The organism is Streptomyces sp. NPDC036764, from assembly GCF_055609385.1.
Window position 1 is genome coordinate 52008 of the sequence record NZ_JBVJPT010000014.1, and the last position, 19890, is coordinate 71897.

The 19890-nt window shown below is 70.9% G+C and carries 19 protein-coding genes; 10 read left to right on the top strand and 9 right to left on the bottom strand.

Annotation, left to right across the window (positions count from 1 at the left end; translation table 11 throughout):
* Nucleotides 1-33: 33 nt before the first annotated feature.
* Complete coding sequence (locus ACZ69Q_RS35935; RefSeq protein WP_471050405.1) at nucleotides 34-993, bottom strand: DMT family transporter; 960 nt, start codon at nucleotides 991-993, stop codon at nucleotides 34-36.
* On the opposite strand from ACZ69Q_RS35935, the gene ACZ69Q_RS35940 reads away from it, so the two are divergent.
* From ACZ69Q_RS35940 to ACZ69Q_RS35950, 3 genes are all read left to right on the top strand, one after another.
* Nucleotides 992-2464 carry an aminotransferase-like domain-containing protein gene (locus ACZ69Q_RS35940; RefSeq protein ID WP_471050407.1) on the top strand — a complete coding sequence of 491 codons (1473 nt, stop codon included), beginning with the start codon at nucleotides 992-994 and terminating at the stop codon, nucleotides 2462-2464. The two genes, ACZ69Q_RS35935 and ACZ69Q_RS35940, sit on opposite strands and share 2 nt — an antisense overlap.
* A 222-nt stretch (nucleotides 2465-2686) precedes the next feature.
* Entirely contained in the window at nucleotides 2687-3121 is a 435-nt protein-coding gene (locus ACZ69Q_RS35945; RefSeq protein WP_471050410.1) for a GNAT family N-acetyltransferase, read from the top strand.
* A gap of 161 nt (nucleotides 3122-3282) precedes the next feature.
* On the top strand, nucleotides 3283-3876 hold the full coding sequence (locus ACZ69Q_RS35950) for a histidine phosphatase family protein (RefSeq protein WP_471050413.1): 594 nt from the start codon (nucleotides 3283-3285) through the stop codon (nucleotides 3874-3876).
* Here the strand turns inward: ACZ69Q_RS35950 and ACZ69Q_RS35955 are convergent.
* The gene (locus ACZ69Q_RS35955; RefSeq protein WP_471050416.1) at nucleotides 3858-4337 is read right to left on the bottom strand and encodes a DUF6314 family protein; all 480 of its coding nucleotides are present in this window, start codon (nucleotides 4335-4337) and stop codon (nucleotides 3858-3860) included. The two genes, ACZ69Q_RS35950 and ACZ69Q_RS35955, sit on opposite strands and share 19 nt — an antisense overlap.
* A gap of 147 nt (nucleotides 4338-4484) precedes the next feature.
* On the opposite strand from ACZ69Q_RS35955, the gene ACZ69Q_RS35960 reads away from it, so the two are divergent.
* Entirely contained in the window at nucleotides 4485-6962 is a 2478-nt protein-coding gene (locus ACZ69Q_RS35960; protein WP_471050419.1) for an alpha-L-arabinofuranosidase C-terminal domain-containing protein, read from the top strand.
* 9 nt (nucleotides 6963-6971) lie between these two features.
* Here ACZ69Q_RS35960 and ACZ69Q_RS35965 read toward each other — a convergent pair whose 3' ends face one another.
* A complete protein-coding gene (locus ACZ69Q_RS35965) occupies nucleotides 6972-7655 on the bottom strand; it encodes a DUF6215 domain-containing protein (protein ID WP_471050422.1) in 684 nt (227 codons plus the stop codon).
* Between the two features lie 169 nt (nucleotides 7656-7824).
* Between ACZ69Q_RS35965 and argC the strand changes: the two genes are divergently transcribed.
* Genes argC through ACZ69Q_RS35990 form a run of 5 tightly spaced genes read left to right on the top strand, consistent with a single transcriptional unit; the run spans nucleotide 7825 to nucleotide 12670 of the window.
* Nucleotides 7825-8853, top strand: coding sequence for an N-acetyl-gamma-glutamyl-phosphate reductase (gene argC / locus ACZ69Q_RS35970; protein WP_471050424.1), 1029 nt, complete (start codon nucleotides 7825-7827; stop codon nucleotides 8851-8853).
* Nucleotides 8850-10001, top strand: a complete 1152-nt coding sequence (gene argJ / locus ACZ69Q_RS35975) for a bifunctional glutamate N-acetyltransferase/amino-acid acetyltransferase ArgJ (protein WP_471050427.1) — start codon at nucleotides 8850-8852, stop codon at nucleotides 9999-10001. Before argC ends, argJ begins: the two co-directional genes overlap by 4 nt.
* Nucleotides 9998-10912: an acetylglutamate kinase gene (gene argB / locus ACZ69Q_RS35980; protein ID WP_269643388.1), complete on the top strand. Its 915-nt coding sequence runs from the start codon at nucleotides 9998-10000 to the stop codon at nucleotides 10910-10912. Before argJ ends, argB begins: the two co-directional genes overlap by 4 nt.
* Nucleotides 10909-12105, top strand: a complete 1197-nt coding sequence (locus tag ACZ69Q_RS35985; protein ID WP_471050429.1) for an acetylornithine transaminase — start codon at nucleotides 10909-10911, stop codon at nucleotides 12103-12105. Before argB ends, ACZ69Q_RS35985 begins: the two co-directional genes overlap by 4 nt.
* Nucleotides 12106-12124: 19 nt before the next feature.
* A complete protein-coding gene (locus tag ACZ69Q_RS35990) occupies nucleotides 12125-12670 on the top strand; it encodes an arginine repressor (protein ID WP_405579542.1) in 546 nt (181 codons plus the stop codon).
* A gap of 110 nt (nucleotides 12671-12780) precedes the next feature.
* Here the strand turns inward: ACZ69Q_RS35990 and ACZ69Q_RS35995 are convergent, their stop codons facing one another.
* The 6 genes from ACZ69Q_RS35995 to ACZ69Q_RS36020 all read right to left on the bottom strand — a co-directional run bounded on the left by ACZ69Q_RS35995 (nucleotide 12781) and on the right by ACZ69Q_RS36020 (nucleotide 18152).
* On the bottom strand, nucleotides 12781-13584 hold the full coding sequence (locus ACZ69Q_RS35995) for an FAD:protein FMN transferase (protein ID WP_471050432.1): 804 nt from the start codon (nucleotides 13582-13584) through the stop codon (nucleotides 12781-12783).
* Nucleotides 13577-14371 carry an FMN-binding protein gene (locus ACZ69Q_RS36000; RefSeq protein ID WP_471050435.1) on the bottom strand — a complete coding sequence of 265 codons (795 nt, stop codon included), beginning with the start codon at nucleotides 14369-14371 and terminating at the stop codon, nucleotides 13577-13579. The genes ACZ69Q_RS35995 and ACZ69Q_RS36000 overlap by 8 nt, the downstream gene beginning before the upstream one ends.
* Nucleotides 14372-14408: 37 nt before the next feature.
* The gene (locus ACZ69Q_RS36005) at nucleotides 14409-15791 is read right to left on the bottom strand and encodes a ferredoxin reductase family protein (protein WP_471050438.1); all 1383 of its coding nucleotides are present in this window, start codon (nucleotides 15789-15791) and stop codon (nucleotides 14409-14411) included.
* A 101-nt stretch (nucleotides 15792-15892) separates the two neighbouring features.
* Nucleotides 15893-16594, bottom strand: a complete 702-nt coding sequence (locus ACZ69Q_RS36010) for a L,D-transpeptidase family protein (RefSeq protein WP_471050441.1) — start codon at nucleotides 16592-16594, stop codon at nucleotides 15893-15895.
* A 3-nt stretch (nucleotides 16595-16597) separates the two neighbouring features.
* Nucleotides 16598-17185 (bottom strand): pyridoxamine 5'-phosphate oxidase family protein, encoded by a 588-nt coding sequence (locus ACZ69Q_RS36015; RefSeq protein ID WP_471050443.1) that lies wholly within the window; start codon nucleotides 17183-17185, stop codon nucleotides 16598-16600.
* A gap of 115 nt (nucleotides 17186-17300) precedes the next feature.
* Nucleotides 17301-18152: a hypothetical protein gene (locus ACZ69Q_RS36020; RefSeq protein WP_471050445.1), complete on the bottom strand. Its 852-nt coding sequence runs from the start codon at nucleotides 18150-18152 to the stop codon at nucleotides 17301-17303.
* Between the two features lie 271 nt (nucleotides 18153-18423).
* Between ACZ69Q_RS36020 and argH the strand changes: the two genes are divergently transcribed.
* On the top strand, nucleotides 18424-19857 hold the full coding sequence (gene argH / locus ACZ69Q_RS36025) for an argininosuccinate lyase (protein WP_471050448.1): 1434 nt from the start codon (nucleotides 18424-18426) through the stop codon (nucleotides 19855-19857).
* The last annotated feature ends 33 nt before the right edge of the window (nucleotides 19858-19890 follow it).

The window sequence follows — 19890 nt, forward strand, 5'->3', positions numbered from 1 at the left end:
AGCGGCGGTTGGAAGTGGGTCGTCAGGGCCCGCTCAGCCACGCGCCCGCTGGGTCACGGCGATACACACGAGCACCGCCGCGGCCGTCAGCGGGGCGGCCACCGTCAGGTGCTCGCCCAGCAGGAGCACCGACCACACCAGTGTGAGCAGGGGCTGGGCCAACTGCAACTGGCTGGCCTTCGGGATGCCGATGGCCGCCATGCCCCGGTACCAGACGACCAGACCCAGGAACTGCGAGCCCGCCGCGACCCACAGCAGCCCGGTCACACCGTGCCAGGAGAGCTGGACGGGTTCGTGGAGCAGGGCAGCCGCGGCGGCCGGTACGCCGATCGGCAGACACAGCACCAGCGCCCAGCCGATCACCTGCCAGCCCGGCATGACCCGGGCCAGCTTGCCGCCCTCGGTGTAGCCGGCGGCGCACACCAGCAGCGCCGCGAAGAGGTACAGGTCGGCGGTGCTCAGCGCGCCGCCGCTCTGCTGCACCGTGAAGGCGACCACCGCGGCCGCGCCCGCGAGGGCCGCCAGCCAGAAGGTCCGCGAGGGGCGGGTGCCGACGCGCAGGGCCGAGAACAGGGCGGTGGTCAGCGGCAGCAGACCGACCACGACGGCCGCGTGCGCGGTGGTGGACGTCTGGAGCGCGAGCGTCGTGAGCAGGGGGAAGCCGACGACCACTCCGGCGGCGACCACCGCGAGGCCCGCCCAGTGCCGGCGGGCGGGGAAGGGGACCCCCATGGCGAGCAGACAGCCGCCCGCGATCAGCGCGGCGAGCACACTGCGTACGGCGACCAGGGACCAGGGGCCGAAGCTCTCCAGGCCCCACGCGGTGGCGGGGAAGGTGAGGGAGAACGCCGCGACACCGAGGGCGGCCTGGAGGGTGCCGCCCAGGGTCGCGCGCGACGGGGTGGCAGGCGTGGCTGCCGGGGCCGGGGCCCGAGTCGGTTCGGTGGTGACTGCTATCGAGGTCGACGCGGTAGCGCTATTCTTGGTCCTCATGCAAGAGCGTAGCAGTGTCGGTGAACTGGCGAACCAACTGCGGCGGGAGCTGAACCGCTACTCTCCCGGGGGAAAGCTGCCGTCGAGTCGTGCGCTCGTCGAGCGGTTCCGGGTGAGCCCGGTGACCGTCTCGCGCGCCCTCGCGCAACTGGCGGCCGAGGGTCTCGTGGTCACCCGCCCCGGCGCCGGGGCGTTCCGCGCCGAACCGCACACGCGCGTCGCCCCCGTCGGGGACACCTCCTGGCAGGAGGTCACCCTCAGCGCGGAAGGCGGGCCGGAGCTCGTCCCGCGCTCGGTGGACGCGTCTGGGGTGCTGGTCTCGCTCGCCGCTCCGCCGCCCGGTGTGATCGAGTTCAACGGCGGCTATCTGCACCAGTCGTTGCAGCCGGAGCGGGCGATGGCCGCCGCGCTGTCGCGGGCCGGCCGGCGGCCCGGGGCGTGGGGGCGGCCGCCCATGGAGGGGCTGCCCGAGCTGCGGGAGTGGTTCGCGCGCAGCATCGGCGGGGCGGGCGGCGCCGTCACCGCGGCCGAGGTGCTGATCACCGCGGGCGGCCAGTCGGCGCTGACGACGGCGCTCAGGGCGCTCGCACCGCCCGGCGCACCGGTGCTGGTGGAGTCGCCCACCTACCCGGGCATGCTCGCGATCGCCCGCGGTGCCGGTCTGCGCCCGGTCCCCGTCCCGGTCGACGCGGACGGTGTACGCCCGGCGCTGCTCGCCGACGCCTTCCGGGCGACCGGTGCCCGCGTCTTCGTCTGCCAGCCGCTGTTCCAGAACCCGACGGGCGCGGTGCTCGCCCCCGACCGCCGCGGCGAGGTGCTGCGCATCGCGCGCGACGCCGGCGCCTTCGTCGTCGAGGACGACTTCGTACGACGGCTGGTGCACGAGGACGCGGGCCCGCTGCCGCGCCCGCTGGTCGCCGATGACCCCGACGGCGTCGTCGTCCACGTCTGCTCGCTGACCAAGGCGACCTCGCCGAGCTTCAGGGTGAGCGCGCTCGCCGCCCGTGGCCCGGTGCTGGAGCGGCTGCGCGCGATCCAGGTCGTCGACTCCTTCTTCGTGCCGCGCCCCTTGCAGGAAGCGGCCGTGGAGCTGGTCGGCTCGCCCGCCTGGCCCCGCCATCTGCGGGCGATCTCCGCGGAGTTGAAGACCCGCCGCGACACCATGACGGCCGCGCTGCGCCTGAACCTGCCCGAACTGGCTCTCCCGCACATCCCGTCCGGCGGCTATCACCTGTGGCTCCGCCTTCCCGACGGCACTGGGGCCACCTCCCAGGCTTTCGGCCCTGGGGGAGAGTCCGCCCTGACCTCCGCCGCCCTGCGCGCGGGCGTCGCCGTCACCCCGGGCCGCCCGTACTTCAGCGCGGAACCGCCGGCCGGTCACATGCGGTTGAGCTTCGCGGCCGTTGCGGGGGTGGGGGAGATCACGGAGGGGGTACGGCGGCTGCGGGTGGCCTGTGACGAGGTGCTCTAGCGCTCCGCTGGGAGGGCCGGGTTGGGCCGGGCCGTCGTATGTCTGCGGCGCCGTCGTGGCTGGTCGCGCAGTTCCCCGCGCCCCTTGGGGTGTTGGCGGTGCCCGGCGGAAAACGGTCGTCGGGGCGTTGGCTGTGCCCGGCCGGGACCGCTCGTCGGGGCGTTGGCGGTGCCCGGTGAAAATTGGTCGACGTCGGTGTCCTTGTCCTGCGAATCTCGGCGCATGACCGACACCCCGAGCCTGGCCGAGGGCTACGAGATCTCCGTCGACCCGGACCGTATCGACCGGGAGCGGGTGCACCGCTGGCTGTCCACCGACGCCTACTGGGCGCTCGGGCGGGCGCGGGAGAAGCAGGACCGGGCGATCGACGGGTCGCTGAACTTCGGGGTGTACGAGTCGGTTTCGGGGGATCAGGTGGCGTATGCCCGGATCATCACCGACCGGGCGACCTTCGCATGGCTGTGCGATGTCTACGTGGACCCGTCGGTGCGCGGCAAGGGGATCGGATCGGCGCTCGTGGGGGCGGTGCGGGAGCACCTGCGGCCGTACGGGCTCCGGCGCATCCTGCTCGCCACGCACGACGCGCACGGGGTCTACGCGAAGCTCGGGTTCGCGCCGCTCGAGAATCCGGACCAGTGGATGGCGCTCTACTTCTGAGCGCACTTCTTGTTCCGAGCGCACTGCTTGAAGTTTCCAACTGCACGTTTTCCAGCCACTTGTCCGCCTGGTCCTGACCCCGCAGTAAGCTTTCGTCCACCCTCGGTGACGCCCGCACAACCCCTCTTGACCTGCGCACTTCGGCGTCACACCATCACCGCATGTCACTTCGGGTCACGTTCGTCGCCGCCGCGCGCAGCTCCCCGCTGCTCGCGGAGCGCTTCCAGGACGACCGGCCGCTGGACCAGGCCGGCTGGGACGAGGTGCAGGGCGTCGCGCGCGACCTGCTGCCGCTGGCCGCGTCCGAGCTGCGCTACTGCTCGCCGACCCCGCGCAGCCGCGCGACCGGCGACGCCCTCGGCTACGCCCCGCTGGTGCAACTCGCCCTGCGCGACTGTGACATGGGCCGCTGGCGCGGGCTCACGCTCGGCGAGGCGATGGCCCGCGAACCGGACGCGGTGGACGCCTGGCTGGCCGACCCGCGAGCCACTCCGCACGGCGGTGAGTCGCTGCTGGAGTTCATCGGTCGCGTCGGCGGCTGGCTCGACACCCGGCCCGTGGAGGACGGCGGCCGTATCGTCGCCGTGGCCGAACCGTCGGTGATCCGCGCCGCCCTGGTCTACGCCCTGAAGGCGCCGCCGTCGACGTACTGGAACATCGACGTACGCCCCCTTTCGACGACCGCGGTCACCGGTCGCGCGGGCCGCTGGAACCTCCGCTTCGACGCGGGGTCGCCTCAGCGCTCGCGCGCGTAGTCGGTGGTGAGGACCAGGTCCTTGGCCGGTCCGCCTACCCGCCACACCGAGCGCCAGTGGTCCGCGTCCCGGACGGTGAACTCGCCGCGGTAGAGGTCGGCCGAGCAGGGGTGGTCGGCGACATGCCGGCCGGAGGTCAGGTCCAGGTCGTGGAACGGGCGGCCGTCGGCGAAGCGCACGTCCGCCGTCCCAGGTGAACTCCCCGGCAGGAAGCGCAGCGTCCGCTCGGCCGGCCGGGGCACGCCCCGCCACACGAACGTGCCGGACTCGTGCTGCAACAGCCCCTGCGGCAGTCCTTGCAGCCGCCCTTGTGGCACCCCATCGCCCTCCAGCGGTCCGAAGACCGTCATGCCGGAGAACTCCCCCTCGTCTCCGCTCGCGAGATCCCGCACCGATCGCTCGACGCGCCAGCTCCCGGCCAGATACGCCAGTGCGTCCGGTACCGGCCAGAGCTCGCCCATCCGTTCCACCCTCCCGACCCTCCCGGCCCGTCCGACACTTTCGAAAGCGTGCGCGACCCGTTGACGCTGTCGAATTCCCCTCCCTATCTTGCCGTTCGAAGTGTTGATCAGTGTCTGATATTTCGAACATCGAGCCGCGGAGTATCCATGTCACGCACCCGCTGGAGATACGGCACAGCCGCCACCGCCCTCCTGGTCGCGGCCGGCCTCACCCCCACCACCGCCGCGCACGCCGAGGACGTCACCGACTACTCGGTCACCGTCGACCCGGCCGCCAAGGGCGCGAACATCGAGGACACGATGTACGGCGTCTTCTTCGAGGACATCAACCGGGCCGCGGACGGAGGTCTGTACGCCGAGCTCGTGCAGAACCGGTCCTTCGAGTACTCCACGGCCGACAACGGGTCGTACACGCCCCTCACCTCCTGGACGGTCGACGGCACGGGCCAGGTCGTGAACGACGTCGGCCGCCTGAACGAGCGCAACCGCAACTACCTCTCCCTGGGCGCCGGTTCGTCCGTCACGAACGCCGGCTACAACACCGGGATCCGGGTCGAGCAGGGCAAGCGGTACGACTTCTCGGTGTGGGCCCGCGCCGAGCGCGGCAGCGCCCTCACCGTCGCCCTGCAGGACGCCGCGGGCGCGCTGGCGAGCGCCCGCCAGGTGGCCGTCAAGGGAAGCTGGGCCAAGTACAGGGCCACGTTCACCGCGACCCGCACCAGCAGCCGCGGCCGCCTCGCCGTCGCCGCCACCGACGCGGCGGCCCTCGACATGGTGTCGCTGTTCCCGCGCGACACCTACCGGAACCAGCCGAACGGCCTGCGCAAGGACCTCGCCGAGAAGATCGCCGCCCTGCACCCGGGATTCGTCCGATTCCCCGGCGGCTGCCTGGTCAACACCGGCTCCATGGAGGACTACAGCGAGGCCTCCGGCTGGCAGCGCAAGCGCTCCTACCAGTGGAAGGACACCGTAGGCCCGGTCGAGGAGCGCGCCACCAACGCCAACTTCTGGGGCTACAACCAGAGTTACGGCCTCGGCTACTACGAGTACTTCCGCCTCTCCGAGGACATCGGCGCCATGCCGCTGCCCGTCGTCCCGGCCCTGGTGACCGGCTGCGGCCAGAACAAGGCCGTCGACGACGAGGCACTGCTGAAGCGGCACATCCAGGACGCCCTCGACCTCATCGAGTTCGCCAATGGCCCGGCGACCTCCAAGTGGGGCAAGGTCCGTGCCGGGATGGGCCACCCGAGGCCGTTCCGCCTCACGCACATCGAGGTCGGCAACGAGGAGAACCTGCCGAACGAGTTCTTCGCCCGCTTCCAGCGGTTCCGCGCCGCGATCGAGGCCAAGTACCCGGACATCACGGTCATCTCCAACTCCGGCCCGGACGACAGCGGCACGACCTTCGACACCGCCTGGAAGCTGAACCGCGAGGCGAAGGTCGACATGGTCGACGAGCACTACTACAACAGCCCGAACTGGTTCCTCCAGAACAACGACCGCTACGACTCCTACGACCGCGGCGGCCCGAAGGTCTTCCTCGGCGAGTACGCCTCCCAGGGCAACGCCTGGAAGAACGGTCTGTCGGAGGCCGCGTTCATGACGGGCCTGGAGCGCAACGCGGACGTCGTCAAGCTCGCCTCGTACGCCCCGCTGCTCGCCAACGAGGACTACGTCCAGTGGCGGCCGGACCTGATCTGGTTCAACAACCGCGCCTCCTGGAACTCGGCCAACTACGAAGTCCAGAAGCTGTTCATGAACAACGTCGGCGACCGGGTCGTCCCCTCCAAGGCCACCACCACGCCAGACGTCAGCGGCCCGATCGCCGGTGCGGTCGGCCTGTCGACGTGGGCGACGAGCGCCGCGTACGACGACGTGAAGGTCACCGCGGCGGACGGCTCGACCCTGCTGAGCGACGACTTCTCCGGTGACGCCTCGAAGTGGACGCACACCGGTGCCGGCGGCTGGAGCGTGCAGGACGGCCAGTACGTCCAGACGGACGCCGCCGCCGAGAACACCATGGTCCAGGCCGGCGACCCGTCCTGGCACGACTACGACCTGCATGTGAAGGCCACCAAGAAGTCCGGCAAGGAGGGCTTCCTCGTCGCCTTCGGCGTCAAGGACACCGGCAACTACTACTGGTGGAACCTGGGCGGCTGGAACAACACCCAGTCCGCCGTCGAGCAGGCCGTGGACGGCGGCAAGGGGACGCTGCTCACCAAGGCCGGCTCGATCGAGACGGGCCGGGCCTACGACATCGACATCAAGGTGCGCGGCCGCCAGGTCACCCTGTACCTCGACGGCAAGGAGTGGGGCGGCTTCACCGACGACAAGCCGGCCGAGCCGTTCCGTCAGGTCGTCACGCGCGACTCCGCCACGGGTGACCTGATCGTCAAGGTCGTCAACGCCCAGGCCGCGGCCGCCCGTACCGCCATCGACCTCGGCGGTGCCAAGGTCGCCGCCAGCGCCCGGGTCACCACCCTCGCCGCCGGCCAGGACGCGGTGAACACCGAGACGGACGCACCGGTCACCCCGGCGACGTCGACCTTCACGGGGGTCGCCGACAGGTTCACGTACACCTTCCCGGCGAACTCCGTGACGTTCCTGCGCATCAAGCAGAGGTGACGGAGCCTGTCAGCCGCCGGCGGTCCACCCCGGGACCGTCGGCAGCACCTTCTCGGCGAGCCGCAGCAGCACGGCGTCGTCCGGCACCATGCCGTCCGCACGCCACAGGGTCACGTCGTAGGACCCACCGCCGTCCTTCGCGTCCTGCGCCACCGTCACGGAGCGCAGCGGGACACCGGGACCGCTGTCGGCGTCGCCACCGTCGAGACGGAAGGCGATCCTGATCGTGCGGTCCGAGTACAGGACCGCCGGCCGGCCCAGGACCGTGCGCTGCTCCGCGTCCCCCAGCAGGTCCTGGGACCCGGCCACGGGGAGGTCGTCGTAGGTGGCCGAGAGCGTCACGGTGTACGTGTCGAACTCGACCTCGGCGGAGGGCATCGGGATGTCCTTGCCGCCGGAGAGTCCCACGGAGCCGTCGCTGCCGCTCGCGGTCTTCGCGGTCTCCGCCGGTGTCCCCAGCAGCTCGGCGAGGTCGGGGCGCAGCAGTGCCTCGCACAGCTCCGCCCCGGTCACCCGCCCGGTCGGCTTCGCCGGCTTGTCGTCGGAGCAGGTGGCGGGCGGCGGACCACTGCTCTCGGACGTCTGCCCGAACGCCCACAGTCCTCCGCCGAGTGCCGTCACCATCGCGACCGCCGCGACGGCCTGCCCCCATACGTTCGTGCCCTTCTCGGGCGCGCCGATGCCTTCGGCCATGTCCCCCACCTGTCGTGATCCCCCGATGTGCGCCTGCGGACAGTAGCCCCTGGACATGTCCTGGTCAAAGCTGATTTTCTCGGCCTCGGCCGCGGAGTCCTCGCGGTGATGAGTGATTGCATAAAACTGCGGCGAAACGTATAGTCATGCCGTCTAGGAGGAGGAATCCATGGCGGTACGTGCGGCAGTGGCCGGAGCGAGCGGGTACGCGGGCGGGGAACTGCTGCGTCTGCTCCTGGCGCACCCCGAGGTCGAGATAGGCGCCCTGACCGGCAACTCGAACGCCGGGCAGCGGCTCGGTGCGCTCCAGCCGCACCTGCTGCCCCTCGCCGACCGGGTGCTCCAGGAGACCACGCCCGAGGTGCTCGCCGGGCACGATGTCGTCTTCCTCGCCCTGCCGCACGGACAGTCCGCCGCCGTCGCCGAGCAGCTCGGCCCGGACGCGCTGGTCGTCGACATGGGCGCCGACTTCCGGCTGAAGGACGCCGGCGACTGGGAGCGGTTCTACGGCTCCCCGCACGCCGGCACCTGGCCGTACGGCCTTCCCGAGCTGCCGGGTGCCCGCGCCGCGCTGGAGGGGTCCAAGCGCATCGCGGTGCCCGGCTGTTACCCGACCGCCGTCTCGCTCGCCCTCTTCCCGGCCTACGCCGCCGCGCTCGCCGAGCCCGAGGCCGTGATCGTCGCCGCCTCCGGGACGTCCGGCGCGGGCAAGACGCCCAAGCCGCATCTGCTGGGCAGCGAGGTCATGGGTTCCATGACGCCGTACGGCGTCGGCGGCGGTCACCGGCACACGCCTGAGATGATCCAGAACCTCAGCGCGGCGGCGGGCGAGCGGGTCGGCGTCTCCTTCACACCGACGCTCGCGCCCATGCCCCGCGGCATCCTCGCCACATGCAGCGCCACCGCGAAGGACGGCGTCACCGCAGAGTCCGTCCGTGCCGCCTACGAGAAGGCGTTCGCCGACGAGCCCTTCGTCCACCTGCTGCCCGAGGGGCAGTGGCCCGCCACTGCGTCCGTCTACGGTTCGAACGCCGTTCAGGTGCAGGTCGCATTCGACGCCGCCGCGAACCGCATCATCGCGATCAGCGCCATCGACAACCTGACCAAGGGCACCGCCGGTGGCGCCGTCCAGAGCATGAACATCGCCCTCGGGTTTCACGAGAACACCGGGCTTTCCACGATCGGAGTCGCACCGTGAGTGTCACGGCAGCAAGAGGGTTCACGGCGGCGGGCATCGCCGCCGGGATCAAGGAGAACGGCAACCCGGACCTGGCCCTCGTGGTCAACGACGGTCCGCGCCGCGCCGCCGCGGGCGTCTTCACCTCCAACCGCGTCAAGGCCGCCCCGGTGCTCTGGTCCGAGCAGGCCCTCAAGAGCGGCCAGATCTCGGCCGTCGTGCTGAACTCCGGCGGCGCCAACGCCTGTACGGGCCCCAAGGGCTTCCAGGACACCCACGCCACCGCCGAGAAGGCCGCCGAGGTGCTCGGCCGCGGCGCGATCGAGGTCGCCGTCTGCTCCACCGGCCTCATCGGCGTGCTGCTGCCCATGGACCAACTGCTCTCCGGCGTCGAGACCGCCGCGGCCCAGCTCTCCGAGCACGGCGGCGAGAAGGCCGCCATCGCCATCAAGACCACCGACACCGTCCACAAGACGTCCGTCGTCACCAAGGACGGCTGGACCGTGGGCGGCATGGCGAAGGGCGCCGGCATGCTCGCGCCGGGCCTCGCCACCATGCTCGTGGTCCTCACCACCGACGCCGCCCTCGACAGCGACGTACTGGACAGGGCCCTGCGGGCGGCGACGCGCACCACCTTCGACCGTGTGGACTCGGACGGTTGCATGTCCACCAACGACACGGTTCTGCTGCTCGCCTCCGGCTCGTCCGAAATCACCCCGGAGTACGAGGAGTTCGCCGAGGCCGTCCGGACCGTCTGCGACGACCTCGGGCAGCAGCTCATCCGGGACGCCGAGGGCGCCAGCAAGGACATCAAGGTCGAGGTGATCAACGCCGCGACCGAGGACGACGCCGTCGAGGTGGGCCGCTCCATCGCCCGCAACAACCTCCTCAAGTGCGCCATCCACGGCGAGGACCCCAACTGGGGCCGCGTCCTCTCCGCGATCGGCACGACGAAGGCCGCCTTCGAGCCCGACCGGTTGAACGTCGCCATCAACGGCGTCTGGGTCTGCAAGAACGGCGGCGTCGGCGAGGACCGCGAGAAGGTCGACATGCGCTACCGCGAGGTGCACATCGTCGCCGACCTCGCCGCGGGCTCCGAGACCGCCACGATCTGGACCAACGACCTGACCGCCGACTACGTCCACGAGAACAGCGCCTACTCGTCATGAGCAACGCACCCGCGCGCAAGCACACCGCGCTCCCCAAGGCCCAGATCCTCATCGAGGCGCTGCCCTGGCTGGTCCGGCACAACGGCAAGACCGTCGTCATCAAGTTCGGCGGCAACGCCATGATCGACGAGGAGCTGAAGGCCGCGTTCGCGCAGGACGTGGTGTTCCTGCACCACGCCGGCCTCAAGCCCGTCGTCGTGCACGGCGGCGGCCCGCAGATCAGCGCCGCCCTCGACAAGCACGGCATCGTCAGCGAGTTCAAGGCGGGCCTGCGCGTCACCACCGAGGACGCCATGGACGTCGTGCGGATGGTGCTGGCCGGACAGGTGCAGCGCGAGCTCGTCGGGCTGCTCAACCAGCACGGCCCGCTCGCCGTCGGCCTGACCGGCGAGGACGCGCACACCATCACCGCCACCCGGCACCAGCCCGAGATCGACGGCGAGCTCGTCGACATCGGCCGGGTCGGCGAGATCACCGACATCGACACGGGCGCGATCGAGGCACTGCTGGCCGACGGCCGTATCCCGGTCGTCTCGTCGATCGCCCGGAGCCAGGACGACGGACATGTCTACAACGTCAATGCTGATACGGCGGCTGCGGCACTCGCTGCCGCGCTGGGCGCCGAGACGCTCATGGTCCTCACGGACGTCGAGGGCCTCTACGAGGACTGGCCCAACAGCGACGAGGTGATCAGCCGCCTCACCGCTTCCCAACTGGAGAAGCTGCTGCCGGAGTTGAGTTCCGGAATGGTGCCGAAGATGGAGGGCTGCCTGCATGCCGTGCGGGGCGGCGTGACCACCGCCCGCGTCATCGACGGCCGGGTCCAGCACTCGATCCTGCTGGAGATCTTCACCGACGAGGGAATCGGCACGATGGTCGTGCCGGACGCGCCAGAGGGGGACGCCGAATGACCGTCAATCAGGAGTACGCCCAGCGGTGGCAGGGCTCGCTGATGAACAACTACGGCACCCCGCGGCTCCCTCTCGTGCGCGGCGAGGGCCTGAAGGTCTGGGACGCCGACGGCAGGCAGTACCTCGACTTCGTCGGCGGCATCGCGACCAACGCGCTCGGCCATGCCCACCCGGCGATCGTCGAGGCCGTGAGCCGGCAGATCGCGTCCCTCGGCCACATCTCCAACTTCTTCATGGCCGAGCCGACCGTGGCCCTCGCCGAACGGCTCCTGCAGCTCTTCGGCCGGGACGGCAAGGTCTTCTTCTGCAACTCCGGAGCCGAGGCCAACGAGGCCGCGTTCAAGATCGGCCGGCTGACCGGGCGGACCCACATGGTCGCCACCGACGGCGGCTTCCACGGCCGCACGATGGGCGCCCTCGCGCTCACCGGCCAGCCCGCCAAGCAGGAACCGTTCCTGCCGCTGCCCGGCGACGTCACCCACGTGCCCTACGGCGACGCGCAGGCGCTGGCCGCCGCAGTCACCGAGGAGACGGCCCTGGTGATCATCGAGCCGATCCAGGGCGAGAACGGCGTCGTGGTCCCGCCCGCCGGCTACCTCAAGGCGGCGCGGGCGATCACGGCCGCAACCGGCGCGCTGCTGGTCCTGGACGAGGTGCAGACCGGCACCGGCCGCACCGGGCACTGGTTCGCGTACCAGGCGAACGAAGGCGTCCTGCCGGACGTCGTCACCCTCGCCAAGCAGCTCGGCGGCGGGCTGCCGCTCGGCGCGACGGTCGCTTTCGGCCGGGCGGCGGAGCTGCTCCAGCCCGGTCACCACGGGACGACCTTCGGTGGGAACCCGGTCGCGTGTGCCGCGGGGATGGCCGTGCTGGACACCATCGCGAACGAGGGGTTGCTGGAGAACGTCAAGCGGCAGAGCGAGAAGTTGCGCGACGGAATCGACGCTCTCGATCACCGGTTGATCGATAGTGTCCGGGGTGAGGGCCTGCTCCTGGGTATCGTGCTCACCGAGCCGCTCGCCGCCAAGGTGCAGCAGACGGCTCAGGACGCCGGATTCCTGGTGAACGCGCCCGCCCCCGATGTCGTACGGCTCATGCCGCCGCTGAACCTCGGGGACGACGAAGTGGAGGCGCTTCTTCAGGCCCTTCCCGGCATCCTGGACGGGGCCGACACGGCCGACGGGGACGCATGATCCGGAGAATGGGACGACGATGAGTCAGGCGCAGGAGCACGAGCACAACGGGGCCGCCGGGGCTTCCGTGCCGCAGACCCGCACCGCGCGTCACCGCCGGATCGTGGACATCCTCAACCGGCAGCCGGTGCGGTCGCAGAGTCAGCTCGCGAAGCTGCTCGCCGACGACGGGCTGAGCGTCACGCAGGCGACGCTCTCCCGGGATCTGGACGAGCTGAACGCGGTCAAGATCCGCAACAACGACGGTGACCTCATCTACGCGGTGCCGAGCGAGGGGGGTTTCCGGACCCCTCGGGCGCCGCTGGGGGAGTCGGCGAAGGAAGAGCGGATGCGGCGGCTGTCACAGGAGCTGCTGATCTCGGCGGAGGCTTCGGCCAATCTCGTGGTCCTGCGTACCCCTCCGGGGGCCGCGCAGTTCCTGGCCTCGGCCATCGACCAGGCCGAGCTGCACGACATCCTGGGCACGATCGCCGGTGACGACACGTTGCTGTTGATCAGCCGGAACCCCACGGGGGGTCAGGCTCTCGCCGACCATTTGTTGAGGCTGGCTCAGAACGGCCACTGAGGGGGGGTGGTGGCGGGTGCGCCGCCGACCGCGGGTGGTTCGTGGCCGGTCGCGCCCGCGCGGCGGCAGCCGCAGATCAAATACAGCCCCGCGCCCCTGGGTGGGCCCACTCACCCGAGTCGAGCAGCCAGGCCCCCCGTACACCGCACCTCATCGCCCGCAGTGATCAGCAACGCCTCCACGTCGGGCAGCGACTCCAGCCACGTCAAGGCGTCCCGCGAGCCCATGGCGAAGGCCGCCGTAGCCCAGCAGTCCGCCCAGGTGAGCTGCGGGGCCACCACGGTCACGGCCACCAGGTCGGTCACCGCGGAGCGGCCCGTGCGCGGGTCGACGATGTGGGCGCCGCGTTCCGCCGTGCCGGAGGTGGCCACCGCCAGTTCGGTGAGGCCGGCGGCGGAGATCACGGCCGCCAGGCCGCCGGGGCGCAGGGGGTCGGACACGCCCACGCGCCAGGGGCGTTGGGACTCCGGAGCGCCCAGGAGCTGGACGTCGCCGCCGCCGTTGACGCTGACGCCGGTCACACCGGGGACGTCCGCCAGGCGACGCGCCGCCCGTTCGACCGACCAGCCCTTGACGATGCCGGTCGGGTCGAAGCGGCCCTCGTAGGTCGTGCTGAACCAGCCCTCGCTGAGCCGCTCCGCCTCGGCACCCAAGTCGAGGACCTCGGTCACCATCGGGTCGCACTCGTCGATGGTCACCTCGCCGCGCGCCAGCCGGCAGATCTGGCTGTCGTCGCGGTACGTGCTGAACACCTCGTCGACCTGGTGCAGCCCCGCGACCGCCTCTTCCAGCGCCGACTGCACGGCGCCGGAATCCCCGCCGCGGACGTCGAAGGAGAAGACCGTCCCCATGACCTCCTCCGCCCGGCGTACCGCGACGGGAGCTTGCGTCGGTTCCGCCACCGTGTCAGCCACCGGCCTGGTCCAGAGCCGACTGGAGCGACTCCTTGTAGCCGGCGCTGGTGTACGTGGCCCCGGAGACCGCGTCGATGTCGGCGCTGCCGGCCGCCACGGCCGCCTGGTTGAGCTTGGGCACGGCGTTCGCGGTGACCTGGTCGCTCTGGCCGCCCTTGGGCGTCTGGACCGCCTCGGCCTTGGTGATCTTCCCGCCGCTGACCGTGATCCGGACCTGGACCGGGCCGTACTGGGTCTGCGCGACGCTGCCGGTCACGGTCTTGGCCTGTGCGGCACCCGAACCCTGCGAACCGGATCCTTGAGAGCCGGACCCCTGCGAACCCGATCCCTGTGAAGAGCCGCCGCTCGCCTTCGCCTTGTCGATCGCCGACTGGAGGGACTTCTTGTAGCCGGCGCTGGTGTACGTCGCCCCGGACACCGCGTCGATGTCCGCGCTCTGCTCGGCGACCGCCGCCTGGTTGAGCTTGGGCACGGCGTTCGCGGTGACCTGGTCGCTCTGGCCGCCCTTGGGCGCCTGCACGGCCGCCGCCTGGGTGATCTTCCCGTTGCTCACGGTCAGCCGTACCTGCACGGCGCCGTACTGGGTCTGCGCCGCGTCACCGGTGACGGTGCCGGACCCGGCCGCCTCGGCGCCGCCCTGGGCCGAGGCCGCCGGCGGTGCGCCGACGCCCGCCGCCTGCGCGGAACCCGGGTCGGACGCCGGTTTCAGCGACAACAGCAGCACGATCCCGGACACGGTGGCCGCACCGGCCAGCACGACCCGCCGGATGGGGTGACTCTTCCTCATGGCTTCTACAGCTCCTGAAGTCTTGAAGTCCCGTCGCTCACATCTCGAACGACTCGTGATGGATGCGGCGGGCAGGCACGCCCGCGTCGCGCAGTGCTTCGTAGACGGACTGTGCGAAGCCGGCCGGCCCGCACATGAACACGTCGTGCTTGTCGATGTCGGGGAGTTTCTGCTGCAACCGCTCCGCCGAGATGTCGGGCCGCTCGCCGTCCGGGCTGTTGACCGCGTACATCAGCCGGGCGCCGCGCTCGTCGGCGATCTTCGCCAGCTCGTCCCACAGCGCCAGGTCCTGCGTGCTGTTGGCCCGGTAGAGCAGCGTGATGTCACCGGACGCGCCCGGCAGCGTCTCGAACAGGGCCCGCATCGGCGTGATGCCGACGCCGCCCGCCACCAGCAGCACCTTGCCCCGGCTGCGACGCTGGGCGGTCATGGCGCCGTAGGGCCCCTCGGCCCACACCTTGGTGCCGGGCCTCAGGTCGCGCAGCCGGGAGGTGTGGTCGCCGATCGCCTTGACCGTGATCCGCAGCATGTCGGGGCGGGGCGCCGCCGACAGGGAGTACGGGTGGGAGCTGAACCGCATGCCCGGCGCCTTGAACCGCCAGCGGAAGAACTGCCCGGCCTCCGCGCCCATCCGGTGCAGCTTGCGCCCCCCGATCAGCACCGACACGATGCCCGGCGTCTCCTCGATGACCGCCTCGACATACATCCGGTGCCGCAGGTTCAGGCGGATCGGGGTGATGACCCGGTACCAGAGGACGGCCGCGGTCACCGCCCCGTACAGCCCGTACCAGAAGGTCTTCGCGGTGGGCTCGACGGCGAACTCGTTGCCGGTGGTGATCTGGTGCCAGAACGTCAGGAACACCGCGGCGTACGTCAGCAGGTGCACGTGGTACCAGGTGTCGTACGGGATCCGGCGGCGGATGCCCCCGATCGAGATGAACGCGATGAAGAACAGCAGCCCGGTGCCGATGGCCGCCTTGCCCATGTCCGGCAGTGTGTTGACCGAGTCGATCGTCTGCTGGACGATGCCGCCGAGCGTCTTGCCGGCCTGGAGCGCGTAGCCCCACATGATCAGGAAGACGTGCGCGATGACCAGGCACACCGTGTACCGGCCGCTCATCGCGTGCCAGCGCGCGACCCGGTCCGAGCCGACCCGCCGCTCCAGCGCGGGCACCCGCGCCATCTGGAGCACCACGAGTGCCATCAGGTAGCCGGCGAGCAGCCCGGTGATCCGGCCCGCGGCGATGATCTTGGCGGTGTTGTCCGCCAGGGACGGGGTGTTGTCCCACCACAGCCACAGCACTGCCGCAGCGCCCGCCCATAGGGCGATCACCAGCGGAACGGCCGGGGAGCGGCGCGGTCGGATGCGGCGCATCGTCTGGCGTCGGGCGGCACGGCCGCCCGCGATCGTGGTGGTCACGGTTCCTCCGGGAACGGGAGCAAGGGGGGTGGCGTGGTCCCTTGGCCCAGAGATACGTGCGGGGAGGTCCGTGTGTTCAGTGGTGGCTGTTCGGTGCCGGGTCAGTACCGGGTGATCGCCGTGGCGCCGCTCGCCGTGCCGATCGCGATGTGCGGTCTGCGCTTGGGCTCGGCCCACTTGAGGATCCGGCGCATCGCGTCCCGCGACACCGACACACAACCGGCCGTCGCCCCGCGCCCCTTCACGTGGAGGAAGATCCCGGCGCCACGCCCCTTCACGGGACGGTCGTAGTTGAAGCCGATGACGAGCGCGTGCGCGTACAGCGCCCCGTACGAGACGAGGTGCTCGGACTCGGCGGCCCGGCAGTCACGGGCCCGCGGCTCGCTCCACCGGTTGTAGGCGCGGGAGCCGTTGTCCTGGCACCACCAGGAGCCCTTGTGCACGCGGCGGTACCGGTACGCCGTCCCGCGCGGCGCCTTGTCGATCCCGAAGGCGTACGGCAGCCCGTACAGCCCCGTCGGCGTCGTGTTCGTGCCCTGCCTGCGCTTCTTCCCTGCGACGAGCCCCTTCGCCCCGAACCGGGCCGACGCCGAGCCGTTCTTCACCCAGCGCCCGTCGACCCGGCTCCACCAGGTGACCCTCCCCGACGTCGAGCCGGACCCGGGCGCGACGGCGGTGATGAGCTGGGTGCCGCCGCCGGTGTCGGCCATGCGCGCGGGCAGCGGCCGCGGCGGCCCCTGGCCCGGTGCGGCGCCGAGCACGAGGAGGGACGCGGAAGCGAGGGCGACGACACCTGGGCGCATGGCTCAGACGCTAGACGGAGGCAGCGGCAACGGCAGCCCGGGTAGGCCGTCCAGGCTGCTCGCGATGTACTCCTTCTTGGCGAAGTACGCGCTGAGGGAGTCGTCGTCCTCCCGGGCGAACCGCTTGCCGTGCAGGTCGCGGTCCTCGTCGTACGTCATCAGGGGGACCGCGTATCCGCAGGAGTCGCGAATGTGCTCGGCCCGCACCAGGACGATCGCGCGCAGGCCGTGCAGGGACGGGTCGATGTCGGGGAAGTGCCCGAGCAGTTCCCTGAACCGCGGGTCGTCCCGGAAGACCGCCTCACCGCGGCCGTGCACCCGCACGATGTTGGGCGGGCCCTGGAAGGCGCACCACATGAGGGTGATGCGGCCGTTCTCCCGCAGATGGGCGATGGTCTCGGCGTTGGAGCCGGCGAAGTCGAGGTAGGCCAGCGTGAGTTCGTCGAGGATGACGAAGGAGCCCTTGAGGCCCTTGGGGGAGAGGTTGACCGTGCCGTCCGCGGACAGCGGAGCGGTCGCGGTGAAGAAGAGCGGCTGCTCTTCGATGAACGTGCGGAGCCTGCCGTCTATGCGGTCATGAGTTTTTCCCACGTCCACCGAGTATGGACGGAGATCGTTCGCCTGTCTAAGGAATTACGGGGTCCGGTTGACGCGTCCGTGGCCGCCCCGGCCGGCGTGCAGCGGGGCGGCCACAGCGCCTGTCACGTCACTTGGTGAGCGTGCAGGCGGCCAGGGAGTTCAGGCCCTGCGGCTTCGCCGCCGTACGGCCGATGGAGATGGCGATGCGGTCGATCGTGGACGCTCGCTTGTCCTTCAGGGGGCCGAGGATGGCGTTCTGGACGAAGTTCGGGCCGCCCTGGCCGACCGAGGAGGCGAGTCGCTTGTTGGCCTCCTGTATCTGGGTGTTGAGCAGCGCGAGGTTGCGGTCGACCTCGGCCTTCGCGGTCGCGGGGACAGCCGGGAGCTTCGACCTCACGTCCGGGCAGGAGATGGTGCCGGCGGCGTTGGTGTTGCCCGTGTTCCCGTTGCTTCCGGTGTTCCCGGTGTTGCCGCCGGTCTGCTTTCCCGGAGTCGCCTTCGGGGTCGCCGCGCCGGCGTTGCCGCCCGCGTTGAGGGTGCACGGTGCCAGCGCTTCGAGGCCCTGCGGTCTGGCGGCCGTGCGGCCGATGGCCGTCGCCATGCGGTTGACCGTCGCCACTCGCTTGTCCTTGAGGGGGCCGAGGATGGCGTTCTGGACGAAGTTCGGGCCGCCCTGGCCCACGGTGTCGACCAGCCGCTTGTTGGCCTCCTGGATCTGGGTGTCGAGCAGCGCGAGGTTGCGGTCGATCTCGGCCTTCGCGGTCGCGGGGACCGCAGGGAGCTTCGACCTCACGTCCGGGCAGGAGATGGTGCCGGGTCCGGCGAGCGTGCGGGCGTTGGCGCCGCCGCTCTTCGAAGGCGCCGTCGTCTCCCCGGCGAGGGCGAACCCGGCGATCACCGTGCCGGACAGCGCCACAGCGGCGGCGCCACCGATGAACGTGACGCGACGCTTGTTGTACTTCGGAAGAGCCCTGGACATGCGGATTCCTCACTCGGGTTCGAGGTGTCGTCGTTTACGAACGCGGCGCCTGCGTCCGGCGTGAAGTACGGGTAAGCGGTTTCTCGTGTTCAAAGAGCGCACTGAAATTTCCGCCGCGCCAGACCCGAATTGACGAATCATGCAGCGCTCTGCATACTCATGCAGGTCAATGCATGTGAGCTGAGTGAGGGCGCACTAGCCTGACGACCGCCTCCCCGTTCACGCCACGGGGAGGCGGTGCCACACCCAGACCTCCCGAGGAGCGCAGCGAGTGAGCAGCAACAGCGGTGACGTACGGCTCTGGGGCGGCCGTTTCGCCGACGGTCCCGCCGAGGCCCTGGCCAAGCTGTCCGCGTCCGTCCACTTCGACTGGCGGCTGGCGCCCTACGACATCGCCGGTTCCCGCGCCCACGCGCGCGTGCTGCACAAGGCGGGGCTGCTCACCCAGGACGAGCTGACCCGGATGATCGCGGGCCTCGACCGTCTCGAAGCGGACGTGGCGTCGGGCGAGTTCGTCGGCACGATCGCCGACGAGGACGTCCACACCGCCCTGGAGCGGGGCCTGCTGGAGCGCCTCGGCCCGGACCTGGGCGGCAAGCTGCGCGCGGGCCGTTCCCGCAACGACCAGGTCGCGACCCTGTTCCGGATGTACCTCCGGGACCACGCCCGCATCGTCGGCGGCCTGATCGCCGACCTCCAGGACGCGCTCGTCGGCCTCGCGGAGGCTCACCCGGACGTGGCCATGCCCGGCCGCACCCACCTCCAGCACGCCCAGCCGGTGCTCTTCGCCCACCACGTCCTGGCGCACGTGCAGTCGCTGTCCCGGGACGCCGAGCGGCTGCGCCAGTGGGACGAGCGCACGGCCGTCTCGCCGTACGGCTCGGGTGCCCTTGCGGGCTCCTCGCTCGGCCTGGACCCGGAGGCGGTGGCGAAGGACCTCGGCTTCGAGCACGGGTCGGCCGCCAACTCGATCGACGGCACGGCCTCCCGTGACTTCGTCGCCGAGTTCGCCTTCATCACCGCGATGATCGGGGTGAACCTCTCCCGGATCGCCGAGGAGGTCATCATCTGGAACACGAAGGAGTTCTCCTTCGTGACCCTGCACGACGCGTTCTCCACGGGCTCGTCGATCATGCCGCAGAAGAAGAACCCGGACATCGCCGAACTGGCGCGCGGCAAGTCCGGCCGTCTGATCGGCAATCTGACGGGCCTCATGGCCACGCTCAAGGCGCTGCCCCTCGCCTACAACCGTGACCTCCAGGAGGACAAGGAGCCGGTCTTCGACTCCTGCGACCAGCTCGAGGTCCTGCTCCCCGCCTTCACCGGCATGATGGCGACCCTCACGGTCAACCGCGAGCGCATGGAGGAACTGGCCCCGGCCGGCTTCTCCCTGGCCACCGACATCGCCGAGTGGCTGGTCAAGCAGGGCGTCCCGTTCCGCGTCGCGCACGAGGTCGCCGGCGAGTGCGTGAAGGTCGCCGAGGCGCAGGGCAAGGAACTGGACGGGCTGACGGACGAGGAGTTCGCGAAGATCTCGGCCCATCTGACGCCGGAGGTGCGTTCGGTGCTGAACGTGCCGGGTGCCCTGGCCTCCCGGAACGGCCGTGGCGGCACGGCCCCGAGCGCGGTGGCGGTCCAACTGGCCGAGGTGAAGCAGGACGTGGCGCTGCAGCACGCTTGGGCCAACGCCAAGAAGCAGATCTGATCCAGCGCCCTTGGGACCCGCGCCCTGAAGGGG

Bases quoted from the DNA above. Each gene is read 5' to 3' on its own strand.
- ACZ69Q_RS35940 (WP_471050407.1), top strand. From the start codon at position 992: ATGCAAGAGCGTAGCAGTGTCGGTGAACTGGCGAACCAACTGCGGCGG.
- ACZ69Q_RS35935 (WP_471050405.1), bottom strand. From the start codon at position 993: ATGAGGACCAAGAATAGCGCTACCGCGTCGACCTCGATAGCAGTCACC.
- ACZ69Q_RS35945 (WP_471050410.1), top strand. From the start codon at position 2,687: ATGACCGACACCCCGAGCCTGGCCGAGGGCTACGAGATCTCCGTCGAC.
- ACZ69Q_RS35950 (WP_471050413.1), top strand. From the start codon at position 3,283: ATGTCACTTCGGGTCACGTTCGTCGCCGCCGCGCGCAGCTCCCCGCTG.
- ACZ69Q_RS35955 (WP_471050416.1), bottom strand. From the start codon at position 4,337: ATGGGCGAGCTCTGGCCGGTACCGGACGCACTGGCGTATCTGGCCGGG.
- ACZ69Q_RS35960 (WP_471050419.1), top strand. From the start codon at position 4,485: ATGTCACGCACCCGCTGGAGATACGGCACAGCCGCCACCGCCCTCCTG.
- ACZ69Q_RS35965 (WP_471050422.1), bottom strand. From the start codon at position 7,655: ATGGCCGAAGGCATCGGCGCGCCCGAGAAGGGCACGAACGTATGGGGG.
- argC (WP_471050424.1), top strand. From the start codon at position 7,825: ATGGCGGTACGTGCGGCAGTGGCCGGAGCGAGCGGGTACGCGGGCGGG.
- argB (WP_269643388.1), top strand. From the start codon at position 9,998: ATGAGCAACGCACCCGCGCGCAAGCACACCGCGCTCCCCAAGGCCCAG.
- ACZ69Q_RS35985 (WP_471050429.1), top strand. From the start codon at position 10,909: ATGACCGTCAATCAGGAGTACGCCCAGCGGTGGCAGGGCTCGCTGATG.
- ACZ69Q_RS35990 (WP_405579542.1), top strand. From the start codon at position 12,125: ATGAGTCAGGCGCAGGAGCACGAGCACAACGGGGCCGCCGGGGCTTCC.
- ACZ69Q_RS36000 (WP_471050435.1), bottom strand. From the start codon at position 14,371: ATGAGGAAGAGTCACCCCATCCGGCGGGTCGTGCTGGCCGGTGCGGCC.
- ACZ69Q_RS36010 (WP_471050441.1), bottom strand. From the start codon at position 16,594: ATGCGCCCAGGTGTCGTCGCCCTCGCTTCCGCGTCCCTCCTCGTGCTC.
- ACZ69Q_RS36020 (WP_471050445.1), bottom strand. From the start codon at position 18,152: ATGTCCAGGGCTCTTCCGAAGTACAACAAGCGTCGCGTCACGTTCATC.